Genomic DNA, 17,821 nt, shown 5'->3' with positions numbered 1-17,821 from the left:
TCTTCTCTTCCTCAGGCGGCTTCAAAGGGGCCGAGAAGCCCGCGATAGCCAGGCGCGTAGTCGATGGTCGGGCCTTCCGCGCGGATGCGTTCGCGCAGGCGCAGCGGCCGCAACACGCCGTCCTTCTCTTCGATCTCGATGACGTTGACGTCAACCACCTTGTTGTCGGCAACGGCGGCCTTGCCGCTGGCTTCCAGCGCGGCGACGGCCTCGGCATGGCGGGCGACGAAGGCGTCCTGCAGATTCTCGACCCACTGGCCGGAGGCATCCAGCCAGACGGAGATTCCGTCCGACAGACGGTTTGCGGTCAAGACCTTGTCGCTCATCTTCATGCCCTCACGCGTTCGTTCTTCTTGTCAGCAGGCAAAAGCCGCTCGCCCTCGTCGCCGCCGGCCCTTGCGCGCGACAGCGGCTGCGAGCGGTCGAAATTGGCGCCGGCCACCGCTTCGCCGATGATCACCATCACGGGGCCGCTCAGATCCTCGCGATAGGCCAGGTCCGGCAGATCGGCAAGGGTGCCGTGCATGAGCCGGCGATTTTCCCGGCTGGCATTCTCGACAACCGCAACAGGCGTTTCGCGCGGCAGGCCGGCTTCGGCCAGGCGCTCGGCGACCGAGGCGGCAACCGTGCGGCCCATATAGACCGCGACCGAGGCGCCGGAGACGGCAAGCCGCGCCCAGTCCGGCAGCACCGCGCCGGTCAGATCGTGGCCCGTGGTGAAGACCAGCGAGGAGGCGACACCGCGCAGCGTCAGCGGCAGCTCGAAATCGGCGGCGGCAGCCAGCGCCGACGTGATGCCCGGCACCACCTCATAGGCGATCCCCGCCTCGCGCAGCGCCGCCATCTCCTCGCCCGCGCGACCATAGACCAGCGGATCGCCCGACTTCAGCCGCACCACGCGCTTGCCCTCGCGGCCAAGGCGCACCAGAAGCTGGTTGATCTCGGCCTGCGACTTGGAGTGACAGCCCTTGCGCTTGCCGACGGAAAGTCGCTCGGCATCGCGCCGGCCCATATCGACGATCGCCTGCGGCACCAGCGCGTCATAGACCAGCACATCGGCTTCCATCATCACCCGCTGGGCGCGCAGCGTCAGCAGGTCTTCCGCGCCCGGGCCGGCGCCGACGAGCCAGACACGCCCCTCGGCAGCCTCGGGCGCCTTGAGCAGACGGGTGGCGGCACGGCGCGCGGCCGAAAGATCGCCATCGGCGACGGCATCGGCGACGGGGCCAGAGAAGAAATTACGCCAGTAGATCCGCCTGGCGCTGCCGCGCGGCAAAAGCCGGTCGACGGCATGGCGATAGGCGGCCGCCAGGCTCGCCAGCGCGCCGAGCGAGGGCGGCAGCATCTGGTCGATGCGTGCGCGGATCATCTGCGCCAGCACCGGGCCCGCCCCTTCCGTGCCGATGGCCACGGCCACGGGCGCGCGATTGACCAGCGCCGGCGTGATGAAATCGCACCATTCCGGCTGATCCACCGCATTGGCCGGGATCTTCGCCGCACGCGCGGCGGAAACGATCGCCTGATCGAGAAGAGCCTCGCCTGTGGCCGCGAAGACCAGCGCCATGCCTTCGACCTGTTCAGGCGCGAAGGGCGCATTGACCTGCTCGATGCCGCGCGCCTGCAGGAAGGCGGCATAGTCGGGCTCCGGCTCGTCGACGAAGGCGATCAGGCGCGCCTGCGTGTTCAGCAGCAGCCGGGCCTTGGCATAGGCCTCGTCGCCGTTTCCGAACACGGCTACAGGCTTCCGCGCGACGCGGAAGAAGGCCGGGAAAACGGTCAGCGCTTGCGACATGATGAAAAGGAACTCCGGATCACGAATTGCGCGGCACTATGCCGGAAACGACCATCGACTTGAAGGAACAGTTGTTCGCCGCTTTTTGCCCCACCGTATTCTTTTGCTCGCCATTATGAAATATGGAGCAAATGTCACCCCCGCGGGCATCCGATCGCCCGCCCTTTCCGGAGCCAGCCCATGCCCCAAGCCTTCTCCGAGGACGCCCTCGCCGCCCGTCTGCTCACCGTCATCGAAGAAGACATCCTGCCCTTGACCCGGCGCGGCGTGGCCGCCGGCAACAAGGTGTTCGGCGCAGCGATTCTGCGCAAATCCGACCTGTCGCTGGTGATCGCCGAGACCAACAATGAGCTGGAAAACCCGCTGTGGCATGGCGAGGTGCACACGCTGAAGCGCTTTTACGAACAGGCCGAAAACCGCGACACGCGCGACCTGATCTTCCTTTCGACGCATGAGCCCTGCTCCATGTGTCTCTCGGCCATCACCTGGGCCGGCTTCGACAATTTCTATTATTTCTTCAGCCATGAAGATTCCCGTGACAGCTTCGCCATTCCCCACGACCTGAAGATCCTGAAAGAAGTCTTCACGCTGGAGCCCGGCGGCTACAACCGCCGCAATGCCTTCTGGCGCTCGGCCTATCTCGGCGACATGGTGGCGGCCTCGGCCGATGCGCAGAAGGCGGCGCTGCAGGCGCAGATGGACCGCATCCACGCCGACTACGCCGCGCTGTCCGACCAGTACCAGGCCAGCAAGGCCGACAACCATATTCCGCTGAACTGAGGCATGCCGATGACCGACCGGCCCGAGACCGATCCCGTGATGACGCCGGCGCGCGATATTTCCGGGCTGATTGCCATCATGCGCGCGCTGCGCGATCCCGAAACCGGCTGCCCCTGGGACATCGTCCAGACCTTCGCCTCGATCAAGCCCTATACGATCGAGGAGGCCTATGAGGTCGCGGATGCGATCGATCGGGAGGATCTCGACGATCTGCGCGAAGAGCTGGGCGACCTCCTTTTGCAGGTGGTGTTCCATGCGCGCATGGCCGAGGAACAGGGCGCCTTCAGCTTCGGCGACGTGGTCGAGGCCATCACCGCGAAGATGATCCGCCGCCATCCGCATGTCTTCGCCCGCAGCGCGGCCGACACGCCCGAAAGCGTCAAGCGGCAATGGGATGCGATCAAGCAGGAGGAGAAGGCCGAGCGTGCCGAGCGCCGCGCCGCCCGCGGCCTGCCGCCCGAGCCGGCGAAGAGCCATCTGACGCCCGTCAAGGCGCATGGGCCGGCGCTGATCGAGGCGCTGGAGCTGCAGAAGCGCGCGGCCACCGTCGGTTTCGACTGGGCCGACCCCGCGCCAATCCTGGACAAGATCGAGGAGGAGATCGGCGAGCTGCGGGAGGCGCTCGCCGCCGGCCGGCAGGACAAGGTGGCCGACGAGCTGGGCGACCTGATCTTCGCGCTGGTCAATCTCGGCCGTCACGTCGCGGCCGATCCGGAAGAGGCGCTGCGCGGCACAAACCGCAAATTCCGCAAGCGTTTCAGCTACATCGAGCACGAACTTTCCGCAGCGGGCGAGACGCTGGACGCAGCCTCTCTCGACCGGATGGAAGCGCTCTGGCAGGCGGCCAAGCAGCACGACTGACTGCTCTGGCGCTTTAACCGAAGCGGCGGCCCGCATGGGCGGCCGACCGCCTGATGCAAGCTCCTAGTGGTCTGATTTCGACATTTGCTACCGTTCGCGGCACCCTCGGGGGCAAATGTCAAAATCTTAAAGACCACCACCAACTATTTGTCTCTAGTGGAGTTTTCGAATTTGACATTTGATCCTTGAGTTCGCGGCATATGGGTATCAAATGTCAAATTCATTCCACTCGCGGTGTCAGACGATGAACATCCCCGCGTCGAGCGTGATCGACTTGTCGAGATACAGCGCGAAATCCACCTTTCGATCGCCGTCGAGATCGGCCGTCACGATCGTCTTGATGCCAGTCTTCTCATAGCGAAGCTCGCCGCCACGGGTGGAGAAGGCCTCGGTGCCAATGAAGGTGAAGCTTTGCTTGCCGGCGCTGCGCGTCATCGCGTCGATGGCGCTGAGGTCGATGCGGTCGCCTTCGGACGGGCTGAAATCGGTGATGCGGTCATACGCCTTGAGGGTGCTCTGCGAGGCGGACCGGAAGACGAAGCTGTCGGCCCCGGCGCCGCCGGTCAGCACGTCCGCGCCCTCGCCGCCGATGAGAAGGTCATCGCCGGCGCCACCCAGAAGCACATCCTTGCCCGCGCCACCATCGAGGCTGTTGTTGCCAGCATCGCCGGCAAGACGATCGGCAAAGCGCGAACCGAGAAGGTTTTCGATCGCGATGAACTGGTCGCCCGAGGCTTCGCCTGTGTTCTGGCCGGGCTTGGCCAGATCCACCTTCACGCCGGCACTGGCGCGCGCATAGGACGCGGTATCGCTGCCGGCGCCACCATCGAGCCGGTCCTTGCCCAGGCCGCCGATCAGCACGTCATCGCCTTCCAGACCCGAGAGCCTGTCATCGCCCTTGCCGCCGGCGAGCTGGTTGTTCGCCTGATTGCCGATGATCACATCGCTGCCGCTGCCGCCCTCGACATTCTCGATCAGCGAGCGCGGATCGTCGTTGTAAAGCAGAGCATTGAAGATATTGCCCCGGGCAAAGCCGTCGTTCGGACCGCCGCCGAGAAAGGCGAGCTGGTCGGCGCTGAAGGTGGAAGCCTCGCCGGGCCTGAGGTCGATCGCCAGCTTGGTCTTGTAGGCGCTGAGATCGAAGGTGTCGGTGCCGCCGCCATCCCAGATCGTGGCGAAGATGCGGTTGGCGCCGGGCGTCAGCACCACCTTGCCGTCGATGACGGTGCGCCCGCTGGTCGGTGTCCAGCGATAGACCGTATCGCCGCTGTTGGTGTCGAAATTTGCGCCATACATCGTCTGCAAAGCGGCGATATCGGCCATCATGAAGGTCTGCGGTGCACCGAACGGCTCGAATTCGGAGCCTTCGCCCTTGGCGCCAATATAGGAATGATAGGTCATGACCGAGAATTCGAGCGAGTTCTGGGCCGCAGGCAGCATGCCGAAACCGTCGCTCTCATGGCCATGGGTCAGGCCGAGCGCGTGGCCGAGCTCGTGGACCAGCGTATGCCAGGCATAATTGCCGGCCACCGGCTTGCGATAATCCTCCGGCTTGCCGCGATAGGCGATGCCGAAGAAGATGTCGCCACCCGTCTCGTCACTGTCGGGCAGATAGGCATAGGCCGTTTCGTTGTCGTTGGAGGACTGCGCAAAACGGATGACGGCGTCATCGGGGGTGCCCTGCGAAAGCGACAATTGCGTGAAGCCCTCCACGGAGAAGCCGTCATCGGCTGCCGTCCCGCGCGAGCGCTCCAGGAAGAACAGCGCCTCCTGCTTCTGTGCGGTCGAGATCGGCGCGAAGTCGCTGCTGATGTCCTGACCATAGCCATAGCTCGACAGCGCGGTGGGAAAGGCGTAGGTCAGCGTGCGATCGGCCCAGGCCTGCTCATAGAGCACGCCGTCGATCAGTTGATTGCCGGTTGCGTTTACGGTTTTCGTCTGTGCCATACTGTCCTTACGCCTCCTTGGACATCCGTGGTATACAAGCACGGACACCCTTGTGAACAGAGCCCCTGCCGGCTTAAGTTCAGCCCGCTTTCATCCCTGTCTACTGGACACAGCTTAAGGAAAGATCGAAAAGCCTTAAGCCCTTAGAGCAGAAGTTGCATGCAGGGTTTCAAGCCGAACCCCACAGAGAAACCAGGTCGAAAAAGTGAGAAGATCATGACGGCGTGCAGGAAGGATCTTCGCGACGCGAGGTCGCCATCGCGACATGAGGGCAAAGGCGCCGCAAGCCGCCTTCGCGCCATCGTCCTTCTCGTCACGGCGCTTTGCGCAATCACCCCGATGGACAGGGCCATGGCTGCCGATCATCCACCCCACACACCACACAGCATCAACCCGCCTGGCAATGCCGAGGAGGCGATCCGCCGCGAATTTTCCATGGTGGAACGCCAAGGCACGCGCGAGGCCTATGAACGCTTCATCCGCCGGCATCCCCGCCATGCGCTGGCGGCGCAGGCAAAGCTGCGTCTGCGGTCTGGCAAGATCCGCTACGGCGACTGACGGCGCGGCTACGCGCCATATGCCGGGGGACATCACGCTCGAGGCATCGCACCGAAAGCTGGGACCCGGTCTTCGGAAAAGTCCGGCACGATAGGCCGGATCAGGCCTGCCGCTCGGGCACATGGACGACGAGACCGTCCAGCGCGTCGCTCATCTTGATCTGACAGGAGAGCCGCGAGGTCGGACGCACGTCATAGGCGAAGTCGAGCATGTCTTCTTCCATCGCCTCGGGGCCACCGACGGCCGCCGTCCAGGCCGCGTCGATGTAGACGTGACAGGTGGCGCAGGCGCAGGCCCCGCCGCATTCGGCCTCGATCCCGGGCACGGCATTGCGCACCGCATTTTCCATGACGGTGGTGGCGTTGGCGACATCGAAATCATAGCGCGTGCCATCAAAGGCGACGATGGTAAGCTTCGGCATGAAAGGCTCTCGGGCTCTTGGAGCGACCAGGCGGTCGAAAGACGTCGCCCCTGGAGCGGAGAGACGGTACGAGCCGGTTTTCTTCACCAAATCAGCCAGCCCGTCAACCGCGCAACGCAGGGCGAGGCTGATCGCCCGGCCTATCACAAGCGCTTCTGCCAGCCGCCTTGAGCCGCGGCCGAGATCGCCATCGGCCGGATGCCCCGCCATTGGGTTGTCGTATGGGGGGGTGTGCGCGACAGCCGTTTGCCGCTTTCGGCGCGAGGCCCTGTCAGCGGCACAGCTTGAGGATGAACAATTCGCAGTCGAGCACGCGCGCATGCAGCGTGGCCAGCGCTTCGGCGCCGACAGGCCCTTCCTCCAGCGCCCGTGTTGCCGCAACGACCTGCTGCGCGCCCACCGCCAGTGCCGCACCCTTCAGCTGGTGGGCGAGAAACGGAAATCTGGCTGGATCGCAGCCGGCGAGTTCCTTGACCACCTGGCGGGCCTGCCGGGCAAAAAGCTGCAGCACCTCGATTTCCAGCGACTTGTCGCCCATCGTCTGGCGCGCAAGATGATCGAGGTCGATCGGGCGGGCCTGGGATGGGGTGCGCGCGCCGTCGCAGGGCGGGGCATCGAAGGCGATGGTGGAGGCCGGCTCGGCCATGGCGGAAGGTCCTCAAGGTTTGGTGTTCGGCGACCTCCGGAAAAGTGATTCCCTCGGGCGCTGAACGCGCGGTGATGTGATTCCGGCTGTCGCACGGCCCGGCGCGCCGGCCGGACTGCGAGAATGACGCGGAGCCGCTGCCTATCCCCTTAAAAGGAGGCACAAAGAGGGCATGATCTTTCACTATGGTTAACACGGGGCAACAGCCTGCAAACCATTGCTTTTCAAAGCATCAGCACATCGGGCGCGTTAAGAAATTGTTAGGATTTTAACGAATGGCCGGGGGCGTTAATTGTAAGAGATCCTGGGATGTGTCACTACGATACGCTGTGAGGGTGGCATCACCAGGTGCTAAAAGCCCGGAAGAGTAACAAATTCAGCTGGTCGGCAGGGCGCATCTCGGCGGCGCGCTCCCTGCCCCGCCAGCGGGCTCGATCTCGTGACATGGCGTGCGCCGATGCTTCCCCGCGGAAGCCCGGCGGCGGAGGGCGCCAGTCGCGGAAAGAGCTTTGGTTCGGTAACGAGGCGTATCCGCAATGGCGACGAAGAAGCCCAATGAATCGATGGACGATAAGGCGTTTCAGGCCTTGGAGGATGCGTTGAAGATCGATTTCGACGAGCTGAAATCCGCGCTCGACGACCAGTCGACCGAACCCAAGCGTGCAGCGCCGTCGCAGAAGCCGCGCAGCGGCCAGCAGCGCCAGCCCCAGGCCGCCCGCCGCGAGGACGCCCCCCGCCAGGCGGAAACCGGCGCGCGCAACCAGGCCTTCAAGCCTGCCAATGACGATGCCCGTCGTAACGAGGCAAGCTTGCGCAACGCTGACCTGCGCGCCGGCCGCTCGACCATGCGCACCGCCTTCTTCCTCTCGGCCTTCTGGCTTCTGGCCGGCCTGATCATCACCTTCATGATCTATGGCGACCGCCTTGCCGGCCTGCGCAGCCTCTCCGACCTTGCCGCCAATCCGGGCCTGATCGGCGCCGCCGTCTGTCTGATTCTGCCGATTTTCGTCTTCTTCGGCTTCGGCGCCATGATGGCGCGCGCGCAGGAAATGCGCAGCGCCGCCCGCTCCATGGCCGAAGTGGCCATGCGCCTCGCCGAGCCGGAAACGGCGGCGACGGACCGGATCATGTCCGTCGGCCATGCGGTGCGCCGGGAAGTTTCGGCGATGAACGAGGGCATCGAGCGCACCATTGCGCGCGCCACCGAGCTTGAATCGCTCGTGCACACCGAGGTCAACGCGCTCGAGCGCAGCTACAGCGAGAACGAGCTGCGCGTGCGCACGCTGCTGCAGGAGCTGAGCCTCGAGCGCGAATCGATCGTCGGCCATGCCGAACGCCTGCGCACCTCGATTTCCGGCGTCCACAGCCAGCTGACCACCGAACTGGCGATTGCCAGCGAGGACTTCTCCCAGCGCATCGCCATGACCGGCGAAGCCTTCGCCTCGCTGATCGAGACCCGCGCCGCCACGCTCACCGACCGCGCCGGCGTCGCCTCCAAGGCGCTCGATTCGATGCTGGCCGACCGCACCAATTCGATGATGACGCATCTGTCGGCCGCGACGATCTCGCTCAACGAGGAATTCGACCAGCGCCTGGAAACCGTCACGCGCCGCGGCGAGCAGCTGCTCAGCCAGTTCGAGACCCGCGCCGTTGCGCTCGACGCCAGCACCGAGAAGCTGAACATTGCGCTCAACGACCGCGCCCGCCAGCTCAACGAGACGCTGCTTGCCCGCACGCGTGACCTGAATGAAAGCCTGAGCATCGGCCACGAGGCGATCAACAGCGGCCTGGAAGACCTGATCCATTCGCTGAACAACACGCTCGACGAAAAGGGCGCCACCTTCCGCCAGACGCTCAAGAGCGCCGGCGACGACGCCATCGTCGATCTCGACCTGCGCTCCGGCTTCTTCAGCGAGAAGCTCGAGGCGACGATCGGTCAGCTCTCGACCGAGTTCGACTCGCGCTTTGAAGATTTCGCCAATGCCTTCGATCGCCGCGCCAGCCTGCTGGACGCCAAGATCCAGGACGGGCTCAGCCGCATGGAAACCACGGTCGGCGAAGGCTCGGCCGCGCTGGGCACCCTGCTCGACCGCTCGATCGATCACATCCAGACTGCCGTTTCCGAACGCGAGCAGACGCTGGTCGACCTCATCGACACAGCCGGCGAGCGTCTCGACCAGACACTGACGGCGCGCACAGAAGCGCTCAGCCAGGCGGTTTCGGTCGTGCCGGAGCGTGTCGAGGCGGCGCTGACGGCCGGCTCCGGCTCGCTGATCGGCGCGCTGACGGCCGCGCAGGAACGCGTCGAGGCGAGCCTCGGCGAGCGCGCCGCCGCGCTGGACGCAACGCTGACCGCCTCCGAACGCCGCATCACCGAAACGCTCGACAGCCGCACCGGCCAGGTGATCGGCAGCATCGACGCCGCGCAGACGCGGCTGGATGAGACGCTGACCGAGCGCGCCATAGACATGGCCGGCCTGCTGGCCGCCAATGCCGACGCGATCGACAGCACGCTGCAGGCCTCATCCGAGCGGATCGACGGCATTCTGGCCCGCCGCGCCGAAGCGCTGAGCGCCACGCTCGGCCAGTCGGCCGAACTGGTCGATCAGGCCGTCACCACGGTCAGCGACCGTCTGGCAAGCGCCATGTCCGAAAGCGTCGGCCAGGCCGAAATCCGGCTGGATGCGGTTGCGAACCGCGTCGGCCAGTCGCTTGCGGAGCGGGAAGCCAGCCTGTCGACACTGATGGCTGAGCGCGCGAATGCCATGGATGCCACGCTTTCAGGCGGCACCGAACGGCTGAACACGCTGATGGCGGGCCATGCCGACGACATGAACCGCATGCTGTCGACGACTACGGCAACGATCGAAGGCGCGCTGCGCGACAATGGCGCGGCCCTCGGCACGCTGATGGAAGACCAGACGGGCGCGCTGTCCTCGATGCTGGCCCTGTCCGCCGCATCGATCGAGCAGACGCTCGAGGCGAACAGCACCCGTCTCGACGGCCTGTTCTCCGCCCATGGCGAAGCGCTCGATGCCACGCTCGGCCGCAATGCCGAGACGCTGCGCAACACGCTGGAAACCAGCGGCGCCGACCTCGGCCGCGTCCTGGAAGACCGCACCGGCGCGCTCTCCGGCATGATGGCGCTCTCCGCCGCCTCGCTCGAAGAAACGCTCGACGGCAATGCCCAGCGCCTCGACACGCTGCTGTCCGGCCATTCCGAACGGATCGGCACCACGCTTGCCAGCAACACCGAAGCGCTCCAGAGCACGCTCGACTCGACCAGCGGCCAGCTTGGCCAGATGCTGGAAGACCGCACAGGCTCGCTTTCCGGCATGCTCGCGCTTTCGGCCTCCTCGATCGAGCAGACGCTCGAAGACAATGCCACCCGCATCGACAGCACGCTGTCGCGCCATGTCGACAGCCTCGGCACCACGCTGACGGGCGGCCGCGAGGCCTTTGAATCGACGCTGGCCAGCACGGGCGCCGAGATCGGCCGCCTGATCGAAGACAGCACCGGCGCGCTCTCCGGCATGATGGCGCTTTCCGCCGCCTCGCTCGAAGAAACGCTCGACGGCAGCGCCCAGCGCATGGACGCGCTGCTGGCCGGCCATGCCGAGCGGATCGACACCACCCTATCGACCGGGAACCAAGCCTTCGCCAACACGCTGGAGACGACCGGCACGACGCTCGACCGGATGCTGGAAGACCGCACCGGCGCGCTTTCAGGCATGCTGGCGCTCTCCGCCGCCTCGCTCGAAAACACGCTCGACGGCAATGCCCAACGTCTCGACACGCTGCTCACCGCGCATGGCGACCGTATCGGAACCACGCTTGCGAGCAACACAGAGGCGCTGCAGAACGCGCTCGACGCCACAAGTGGCCAGCTCGACCGGATGCTGGAGGACCGCACCGGCGCGCTCTCCGGCATGATGGCGCTCTCCGCCGCCTCGCTCGAAGAAACGCTCGACGGCAATGCCCAGCGTCTCGACACGCTGCTGGCAGGCCATTCCGAACGGATCGGCACCACGCTTGCCAGCAACACCGAGACGCTGCAGAACACGCTGGACACCACCAGCGGTCAGCTCGGCCAGATGCTGGAAGACCGCACGGGTTCGCTCTCCGGCATGATGGCGCTTTCCGCCGCTTCGCTGGAAGAAACGCTCGACGGCAATGCCGAGCGCTTCGACACGCTGCTCGCCACCCATGGCGACCGCATCGGCACCGCGCTGTCGGCCGGCCGCGATGCCTTCGCCAACACGCTGGAGACCACCGGCTCCGCGCTGGAGCGGATGCTGGAAGACCGCACTGGCGCGCTCTCGGGCACGCTGGCCCTGTCCACTGCCGCGATCGAACAGTCGCTGGAAGGCAATGGCGAACGCCTGGATACGCTGCTCTCCGCCCATTCCGAGCGGATCGGCACCACGCTCGCCAGCAACACCGAGGCGCTGCAGAACACGCTGGACACCACCAGCGGTCAGCTCGGCCAGATGCTGGAAGACCGCACGGGTTCGCTCTCCGGCATGATGGCGCTTTCCGCCGCTTCGCTGGAAGAAACGCTCGACGGCAATGCCGAGCGCTTCGACACGCTGCTCACCGCCCATGGCGACCGCATCGGCACCGCGCTGGCGGCCGGCCGCGATGCCTTCGCCAACACGCTGGAGACCACAGGCTCCGCGCTGGAGCGGATGCTGGAAGACCGCACCGGCGCGCTCTCCGGGACGCTGGCCCTGTCCACCGCCGCCATCGACCAGTCGCTGGAGAGCAATGCCGAGCGCCTGGACGGTCTGCTGTCGCAGCATGCCGACCGGCTCACCACGGCGCAGGATGCGCTGGAGACCGGCATGGCCCGCTCGACCGAAGCAGCCCGCGAGGCCATCCTGGCCGCCGGCGCGTCTGTCGATAACGCCCTCTCGACCGGCGCAGCCGCGCTTGAACACAGCCTCGGCACGGCCACCGGCGCATTCGATAGCCTGCTCGGCCGCCACACCGGCAGCCTCTCGACACTGCTCGACGAGCGGGCCCAGGCACTGGACGGCACGCTTGGCGCCGGCGCAGCCCGCCTCGACACCATGCTGACCGGCCACGCGCAGGGGATCGGCACATCGCTGTCCGGCGCGACCGAGACGATCGACGGCAGCCTGCGCGCGACTGCGGCTGATCTCGGCCAGATGCTGGAAGACCGCACCGGCTCGCTCTCCGGGGTGCTGGCGCTGTCGGCCCAGCATATCGAGGAGACGCTCGACGGCCATGCCGGCCGTCTCGGCGAGGCCGTGGCCCGTCATGAACAGCTGGTCTCCGATGCGACGCAGACCATCGAAACCAGCCTGCGCCAATCGACCGACGAACTCGGCCGCACGCTGGAAGACCGCACCGGCAGCCTGTCCGGCGTTCTCGGCCTGTCCTCCGCCGCGCTGGAAACCACGCTGGACGGCCATGCCGAGCGCCTCGGGGATCTCGTTGGCCGCCACGAAAGCCTCCTGTCCGGCACGACCCAGACGATCGAAAACAGCCTGCGCGAAGAGGCAGACCGCCTGTCCGGCCTGATGGAAGAGCGCACGGGCGCCCTGTCCGGCGTGCTGGCGCTGTCTTCCCAGTCGATCGAGAGCATGCTCGAGGACAGCACGGGCCGGCTCGACGGCCTGCTCGGCCGCCATACCGAAACGCTCGCCGCCACCGCTCAGGGCATTGAAGGCAATCTGCGCGACAGCGCCACCGAGCTCGGCCGGATGCTGGAAGACCAGACCAGCTCGCTCTCCGGCGTGCTGGCGCTTTCCGCCCACCAGATCGAGGAAACGCTCGATGGCAACAGCCAGCGCCTGAGCGGCCTCGTCAACCGCCATGCCGACATTCTCTCCGGCACGACCCAGGCGATCGAAGGCCATCTGATGGCGACGGCCGCCCGCCTCGACGGCGCGCTGGAAGAGCGCACCGACGCGCTCTCCGGCATGCTCGGCCGGTCGATCGATGCGATCGACAGCCGGCTCGCCGGCAGCACCGAACGCCTCGACGGCCTGCTTGCCCGCCATACGGAAACGCTCGAGCACACCACCGACACGGTGGAAGGCAGCCTTCAGGCAGCCGGCGACCAGCTTGCCCGGACGCTGGAAGACCGCACCGGCACATTGTCGGGCGTACTCGCCTTGTCCGCCCAGCAGATCGAGCAGATGTTCGACACCGGCGCCGACCGCTTCGAGCGGCTGGGCCAGGTGCTGGAAGAACAGACCGGCTCGCTCTCCGGCGTGCTGGCGCTGTCCACACAGCAGATGGAAGAGACGCTGGAAGGCGGCGCAGGCCGCATCGACGCCCTGCTCGCCCGCCACCAGGACGCCCTCGGTCAATCCGCAAACCGTGCGGAAACCGCCCTCGACCAGCGCGCCGCGCGTCTGGCGGGTCTCGTCAGCGAGACCGGCGCCCTGCTCGATCACAACAGCCGCCTGATCGACGGCGTGCTGTCGAGCAACACCCAGGCCCTGTCTGCGACCGTCGCACGTTCCGCCGAAACACTCGAAGGCGTCTTCGCCGGCAAGGCGGAAGGTCTGGAGCAGCGCTTCGGCGAACAGGCCGATCGCCTCGACGCAATGCTGGCCCAACGCACCGGCGCCATCACCAGCGCCATGGCCCGCTCCACGGCCGATATCGAACAGACCGTTTCGGGCAGTGCCGAGCGGCTCGAGCAGACCATGGCCGCCGGCACCCGCGTGCTGCGCGACAGCGTGGCGAACCAGGCCGTGGTGCTCAACGGCGTGCTCGCCCATCACACGGCCGAGATCAGCGGCGCCATTGCCTCGCGCACCCAGGACATGGTCGAGAAGATCACGACCCGGGGCGAAGAGCTGGCCGACACCATGTCGCTGCGCGCCGCCACCATCGCCGAAACCATGGCAGACCATGTCGGCGAGATCGATCGCGCTCTGGGTGACCGTGTGGCCGGCATTGCCCAGGACATGACCTCCCGCGTCAGCGGGCTGGCCGATGAACTGACGGGCCGCACCGCGGATATCGCCGAGTCGATGACCAGCCGGACCTCCAGCCTGGCCGCCGACATGACCAGCCGCGTCTCCGGCATCGCCGCCGACATGGAAAACCGTGCGACCGGCATTGCCACCCATCTGAGCCGCCAGGTCGATGAGACCGCGCGCAGCCTCTCGATCGCCTCGGGCGAATCGGTCTCGGCGCTGGCCGTCCAGACCAACGAGCTGACCCAGGCGCTCGCCAGCCGCTCGGTCGAGATCGGCCAGACGCTGTCGGCCCGCTCCAGCGAGATCGCCGAGCGACTGGATGGCGCGGACCGTTCGATCCGCAACGCCTTCGATGCCGGCCTCAAGGCCTTTGAGACCGTGGTTGCCGACACCACCAGCCGCCTCTCCGAGAGCTTCGAGGAGCAGACGACCTCCATGGCGACGACGCTCGCCACCAGCGGCAGCATGCTGGAGATGACGCTCGAAGAGCGCCAGGAACAGCTGCGCCAGGCGATCGACACCAGTGTGGAAGCGCTGGACGACCGTCTGCGCTCCAGCGCCGGCCAGGTGGCGCAGAAGCTCGGCGAGACCGCGGGCGAAATCGGCCGCGCCGCCGACCTGCTCAGCGCCCGCATGGATGCATCCGCCGCCGGCATCAACAGCCGGCTGGACGAGACCGGGCAGCGGGTCGAAACCACCTTGTCTGGCCTGGAAACCCGCATCGGCGACAGCGTCTCGGGCGTGGCGGGGCTGCTCGACCGTGCCGGTCGTGAGATCGGCGAGGCGATCCTGGTCAATTCGCAGGCGCTGGACCGCGCCGGCCAGCAGGCTGCCGGGCGCGTCGTCGAGACGCTGCAGGGCAGCATGGAGACTGTGGACCGCACCAGCGAGACCGTCGCCAACCGCATTGCCGACAGCCTGGCGCTGCATGCGACCGAGATCGGCCGCGCCGGCGACTTGGCGACCGGCCGCGTCAGCGACGCGATGGCCCAGCATGGCGAGCGTATCGACCGCACCAGCGCCGAGGCCGCCCAGCGGATCGCCGCTGCCGCCGACGCCCACACCGCCCGCATCGGCGAGCGGTTGGACACGATGGACCGTGCGCTGAATGTCGGCCTCGATGCGGTCAGCCGCACGATCGAAGGCAAGGCCTCGGAATTCGTCGGCAATCTGCGCGGCGCCGTCGGCGATGTCTCCAGCCAGCTGGATGCGGAGTCGCGCCGCTCCGCCGAGCAGATGGCCCGGACCGGCGATGCCTTCTCGGAAGCGCTGGCCGCCCGTCAGGCCGCCTTCCAGACGGAGCTCGACCAGACGACCGCCGCGGCCGCGATCCGCAGCGCCGAGCTCGCCCGCAATGTCGCGGAAGCCACCGATGGCGCGGTGCGCCGCGCCGCCACTGCGCAGAACCAGCTCGCCGACCAGAGCGCGCTGTTCGAACGCAGCGTGACCGAAGCCGAAAAGGCGCTGGCAGCCCGTGGCGACGCAATCCGCACCACGCTCGACGAGCGCACCCGCGACATCAACTCGCTGTTGGCCGGACGCACGGCCGAGCTGTCGCGCCTGATCGAGCAGCAGGCCATCCCGATGGTCGAGCGGTATGCCGCCACCGGCCGCGAGGCGACGGAGCAGCTGTCGGCCGCGGCCGAAACCTCCGCCCAGCGTCTGCGCAGCGAAAGCGCGGCCATGGTGGATGCCATCACGACCCGCACCGACGAGACGATCAATGCCCTGGTCGGCCGCGCCGAAGGCACGGCAGACACGATGCGGGCGATGGAAGGCCGCCTGCAGAGCGTGGCATCAGGGCTCATCGACCGGCTCTCGGCCAACAATGCGGCGATCGGTTCGGTGCTCGAACAGTCCACCGCGCGTCTCTCGGAAATCGATGAGAAGCTCGGTGCCACCCGCGAGCGGGTTTCGGCCACGACCGAGCAGACCGCCGGCGTTCTGTCCGCGGCGATCCAGCTCGTGGACGAGCGCATCGGCCGTCTGGCGGATGTGTCCACCGGCACGCTGTCGCGCCTCGGCGGCATCTCCCAGCAGTTCGACCAGCAGGCACAGATCCTGTCGCAAGCCTCGGACCTGCTCGGCGCCGCCCAGTCCAACCTCGCCAGCACGCTCGATGAGCGTCAGGAGGCGCTGCGCACCCTGACGGAGGGCCTCGTCCGTCGCTCGGACGAGATCCAGACGACCATGCGCGCCGTCGAAGGCTTCGTGAATGGTGCCTTTGAACGGGCCGAGCAGCGCTCGACCGAGGTGGCGCAGAACCTGCGCGACGGCATTCACAGCTCCTTTGGCGATGTTGGCCGCATGCTCTCGCAGACCGAGCAGCGCGCCCAGGCGGCTGCCGAGGTCCTGCGCCAGCAATTGGCCCAGGCCAGCGAGGAAACGGGCTCCTCGGTCGAGAATGTCTTCGCCCGGGCGGAAGGCCGCGCGAACCAGTTCGCCAGCCATCTCACCGGCACGGTCGCCCAGGCCTATGATCAGGTGCGCGGCACGCTGAGCGAGGCAGAGCGCGAGGCGCTGATTGCCACCGATGCCCTGCGCCAGGCGATGGAACAGGCGGTCGGCCGCTTTGCCGATGCCTCCGACGAGCTGCGCCGCTCCGCCGCCGAGATCCGCCACGAGCTGGACTCGACCCGCGAGGAGCTGCGCCGCGGTGCCTTCGACCTGCCGGAAGAAGCAAAGGAAAGCGCTGGCGCCATGCGTCGCGCCGTCAGCGAGCAGATCAAGGCGCTGCAGGAACTGTCCGACATCATCGGCCGCTCCTCGACGCAGCTCGAAGTCGGCCTGCCGCGTGGGGCGGCAGCGGCCTCCGCTTCGGCTTCCGCCGCCGTCCAGGCCGCCCTGCGCCCGGCGCCGGCGCCGCAGATCGCCGCTCCTGCCCCGCAGCAGCAGCCCTATCTCGGTCAGTCGGCCTATGCCGTGGCACCGGCCCAGAGCCGCCCGGCGCCCGCGCCGATGGCCGAGCCTGATCTGCGCCAGCGCGCTCCGGCCGAGCCCGCCCGCCGGGCTGCGCCGGCCCCGCAGCCGGCAGAACCCGCACCCCGCCAGGCCGCGCCTGTCGAAGCACGGCCGACGCCCGGCGCCAGCGGCACGCTGCGATCGGCAAGCCAGCAGCCGGCACCGCCGCGTCCCGCGCAGCCGGCCGCCGATCCGCGCCGCGATGCAGCCGATGCCGCCTTCCTGCGCGGCAGCCTCGGCATCGATCCGCGCGCAGGCACCCAGGCCCCGCGTGGCGAAGAGGCCGGCGACAGCGGCAGTGGCTGGATGCGCGATCTCCTGCGCGCTGCCTCGCGCGAGGATCAGGGCCTCGACGCCGCTCCGGCGCCGCGCATGGCCGAGCCGGCCCGTGCCGAGCCGCAGCGCGCGCAGGCCGACAGCCGCAACCCGCGCCATGTGATGGAATCGCTGAACTCGCTTTCGGTCGACATCGCCCGCGCGATCGACCACGAGGCCTCGATCGATCTGTGGCGCCGCTACCAGCGCGGCGAGCGCGACGTCTTCACCCGTCGTCTGTACACGCTGAAGGGCCAGCAGACCTTCGACGAGATCAAGCGCAAATATGATCGCGAGCCGGAGTTCCGCACCGCGGTCGATCGCTACATCGCCGATTTCGAGCGCTTGCTGGCCGATGTCGCCCGCAACGACCGCGACCGGACCATGACGCAGACCTACCTGACCTCCGATACGGGCAAGGTCTATACCATGCTCGCCCACGCAGCCGGCCGGTTCAGCTAAGCGGCTCGGGCCTGTAACGGAACATCAGCCCGCCTCGGGAGACCGGGGCGGGCTTTTTCATGTCGAGCGATGAGCCGGGCAAATCGTTGGTAGAGTTGGCACTGCGTATAGGAGCG

9 protein-coding genes and 1 pseudogene are annotated in these 17,821 nt (G+C 67.2%); 5 read left to right on the top strand and 5 right to left on the bottom strand.

Annotation, left to right across the window (positions count from 1 at the left end; translation table 11 throughout):
* Positions 1-11: 11 nt before the first annotated feature.
* Entirely contained in the window at positions 12-326 is a 315-nt protein-coding gene (locus tag BJF92_RS05660) for a DUF2849 domain-containing protein (protein WP_075633958.1), read from the bottom strand.
* A gap of 2 nt (positions 327-328) precedes the next feature.
* The gene (gene cysG / locus BJF92_RS05655) at positions 329-1,792 is read right to left on the bottom strand and encodes a siroheme synthase CysG (RefSeq protein WP_075633772.1); all 1,464 of its coding nucleotides are present in this window, start codon (positions 1,790-1,792) and stop codon (positions 329-331) included.
* Between the two features lie 180 nt (positions 1,793-1,972).
* On the opposite strand from cysG, the gene BJF92_RS05650 reads away from it, so the two are divergent.
* Positions 1,973-2,572: a nucleoside deaminase gene (locus tag BJF92_RS05650; protein WP_075633771.1), complete on the top strand. Its 600-nt coding sequence runs from the start codon at positions 1,973-1,975 to the stop codon at positions 2,570-2,572.
* Positions 2,573-2,611: 39 nt separating this feature from the next.
* The gene (gene mazG / locus BJF92_RS05645; protein ID WP_075633957.1) at positions 2,612-3,433 is read left to right on the top strand and encodes a nucleoside triphosphate pyrophosphohydrolase; all 822 of its coding nucleotides are present in this window, start codon (positions 2,612-2,614) and stop codon (positions 3,431-3,433) included.
* Positions 3,434-3,670: 237 nt separating this feature from the next.
* Here the strand turns inward: mazG and BJF92_RS26240 are convergent, their stop codons facing one another.
* Entirely contained in the window at positions 3,671-5,380 is a 1,710-nt protein-coding gene (locus tag BJF92_RS26240; protein WP_075633770.1) for a M10 family metallopeptidase C-terminal domain-containing protein, read from the bottom strand.
* Between the two features lie 351 nt (positions 5,381-5,731).
* Between BJF92_RS26240 and BJF92_RS05630 the strand changes: the two genes are divergently transcribed.
* On the top strand, positions 5,732-5,938 hold the full coding sequence (locus BJF92_RS05630; protein WP_075633768.1) for a hypothetical protein: 207 nt from the start codon (positions 5,732-5,734) through the stop codon (positions 5,936-5,938).
* Positions 5,939-6,038: 100 nt separating this feature from the next.
* On the opposite strand, the gene BJF92_RS05625 is transcribed toward BJF92_RS05630, so the two are convergent.
* Together BJF92_RS05625 and BJF92_RS05620 are read right to left on the bottom strand one after the other, a co-directional pair.
* The gene (locus BJF92_RS05625; protein WP_075633767.1) at positions 6,039-6,359 is read right to left on the bottom strand and encodes a 2Fe-2S iron-sulfur cluster-binding protein; all 321 of its coding nucleotides are present in this window, start codon (positions 6,357-6,359) and stop codon (positions 6,039-6,041) included.
* Between the two features lie 271 nt (positions 6,360-6,630).
* Entirely contained in the window at positions 6,631-7,005 is a 375-nt protein-coding gene (locus tag BJF92_RS05620) for an Hpt domain-containing protein (RefSeq protein ID WP_075633766.1), read from the bottom strand.
* A gap of 536 nt (positions 7,006-7,541) precedes the next feature.
* Here BJF92_RS05620 and BJF92_RS26400 point away from each other — a divergent pair.
* Both BJF92_RS26400 and BJF92_RS26395 read left to right on the top strand, forming a co-directional pair.
* Positions 7,542-13,331: pseudogene (locus BJF92_RS26400) on the top strand (apolipoprotein A-IV repeat region-like domain-containing protein); the annotation flags it as partial.
* A 123-nt stretch (positions 13,332-13,454) separates the two neighbouring features.
* Positions 13,455-17,705, top strand: a complete 4,251-nt coding sequence (locus tag BJF92_RS26395) for an apolipoprotein A-IV repeat region-like domain-containing protein (protein ID WP_425356451.1) — start codon at positions 13,455-13,457, stop codon at positions 17,703-17,705.
* The last annotated feature ends 116 nt before the right edge of the window (positions 17,706-17,821 follow it).

The organism is Xaviernesmea rhizosphaerae (genome assembly GCF_001938945.1).
GTDB classification, from domain to species: domain Bacteria; phylum Pseudomonadota; class Alphaproteobacteria; order Rhizobiales; family Rhizobiaceae; genus Xaviernesmea; species Xaviernesmea rhizosphaerae.
This window is presented reverse-complemented; position numbering and strand designations above follow the sequence as displayed.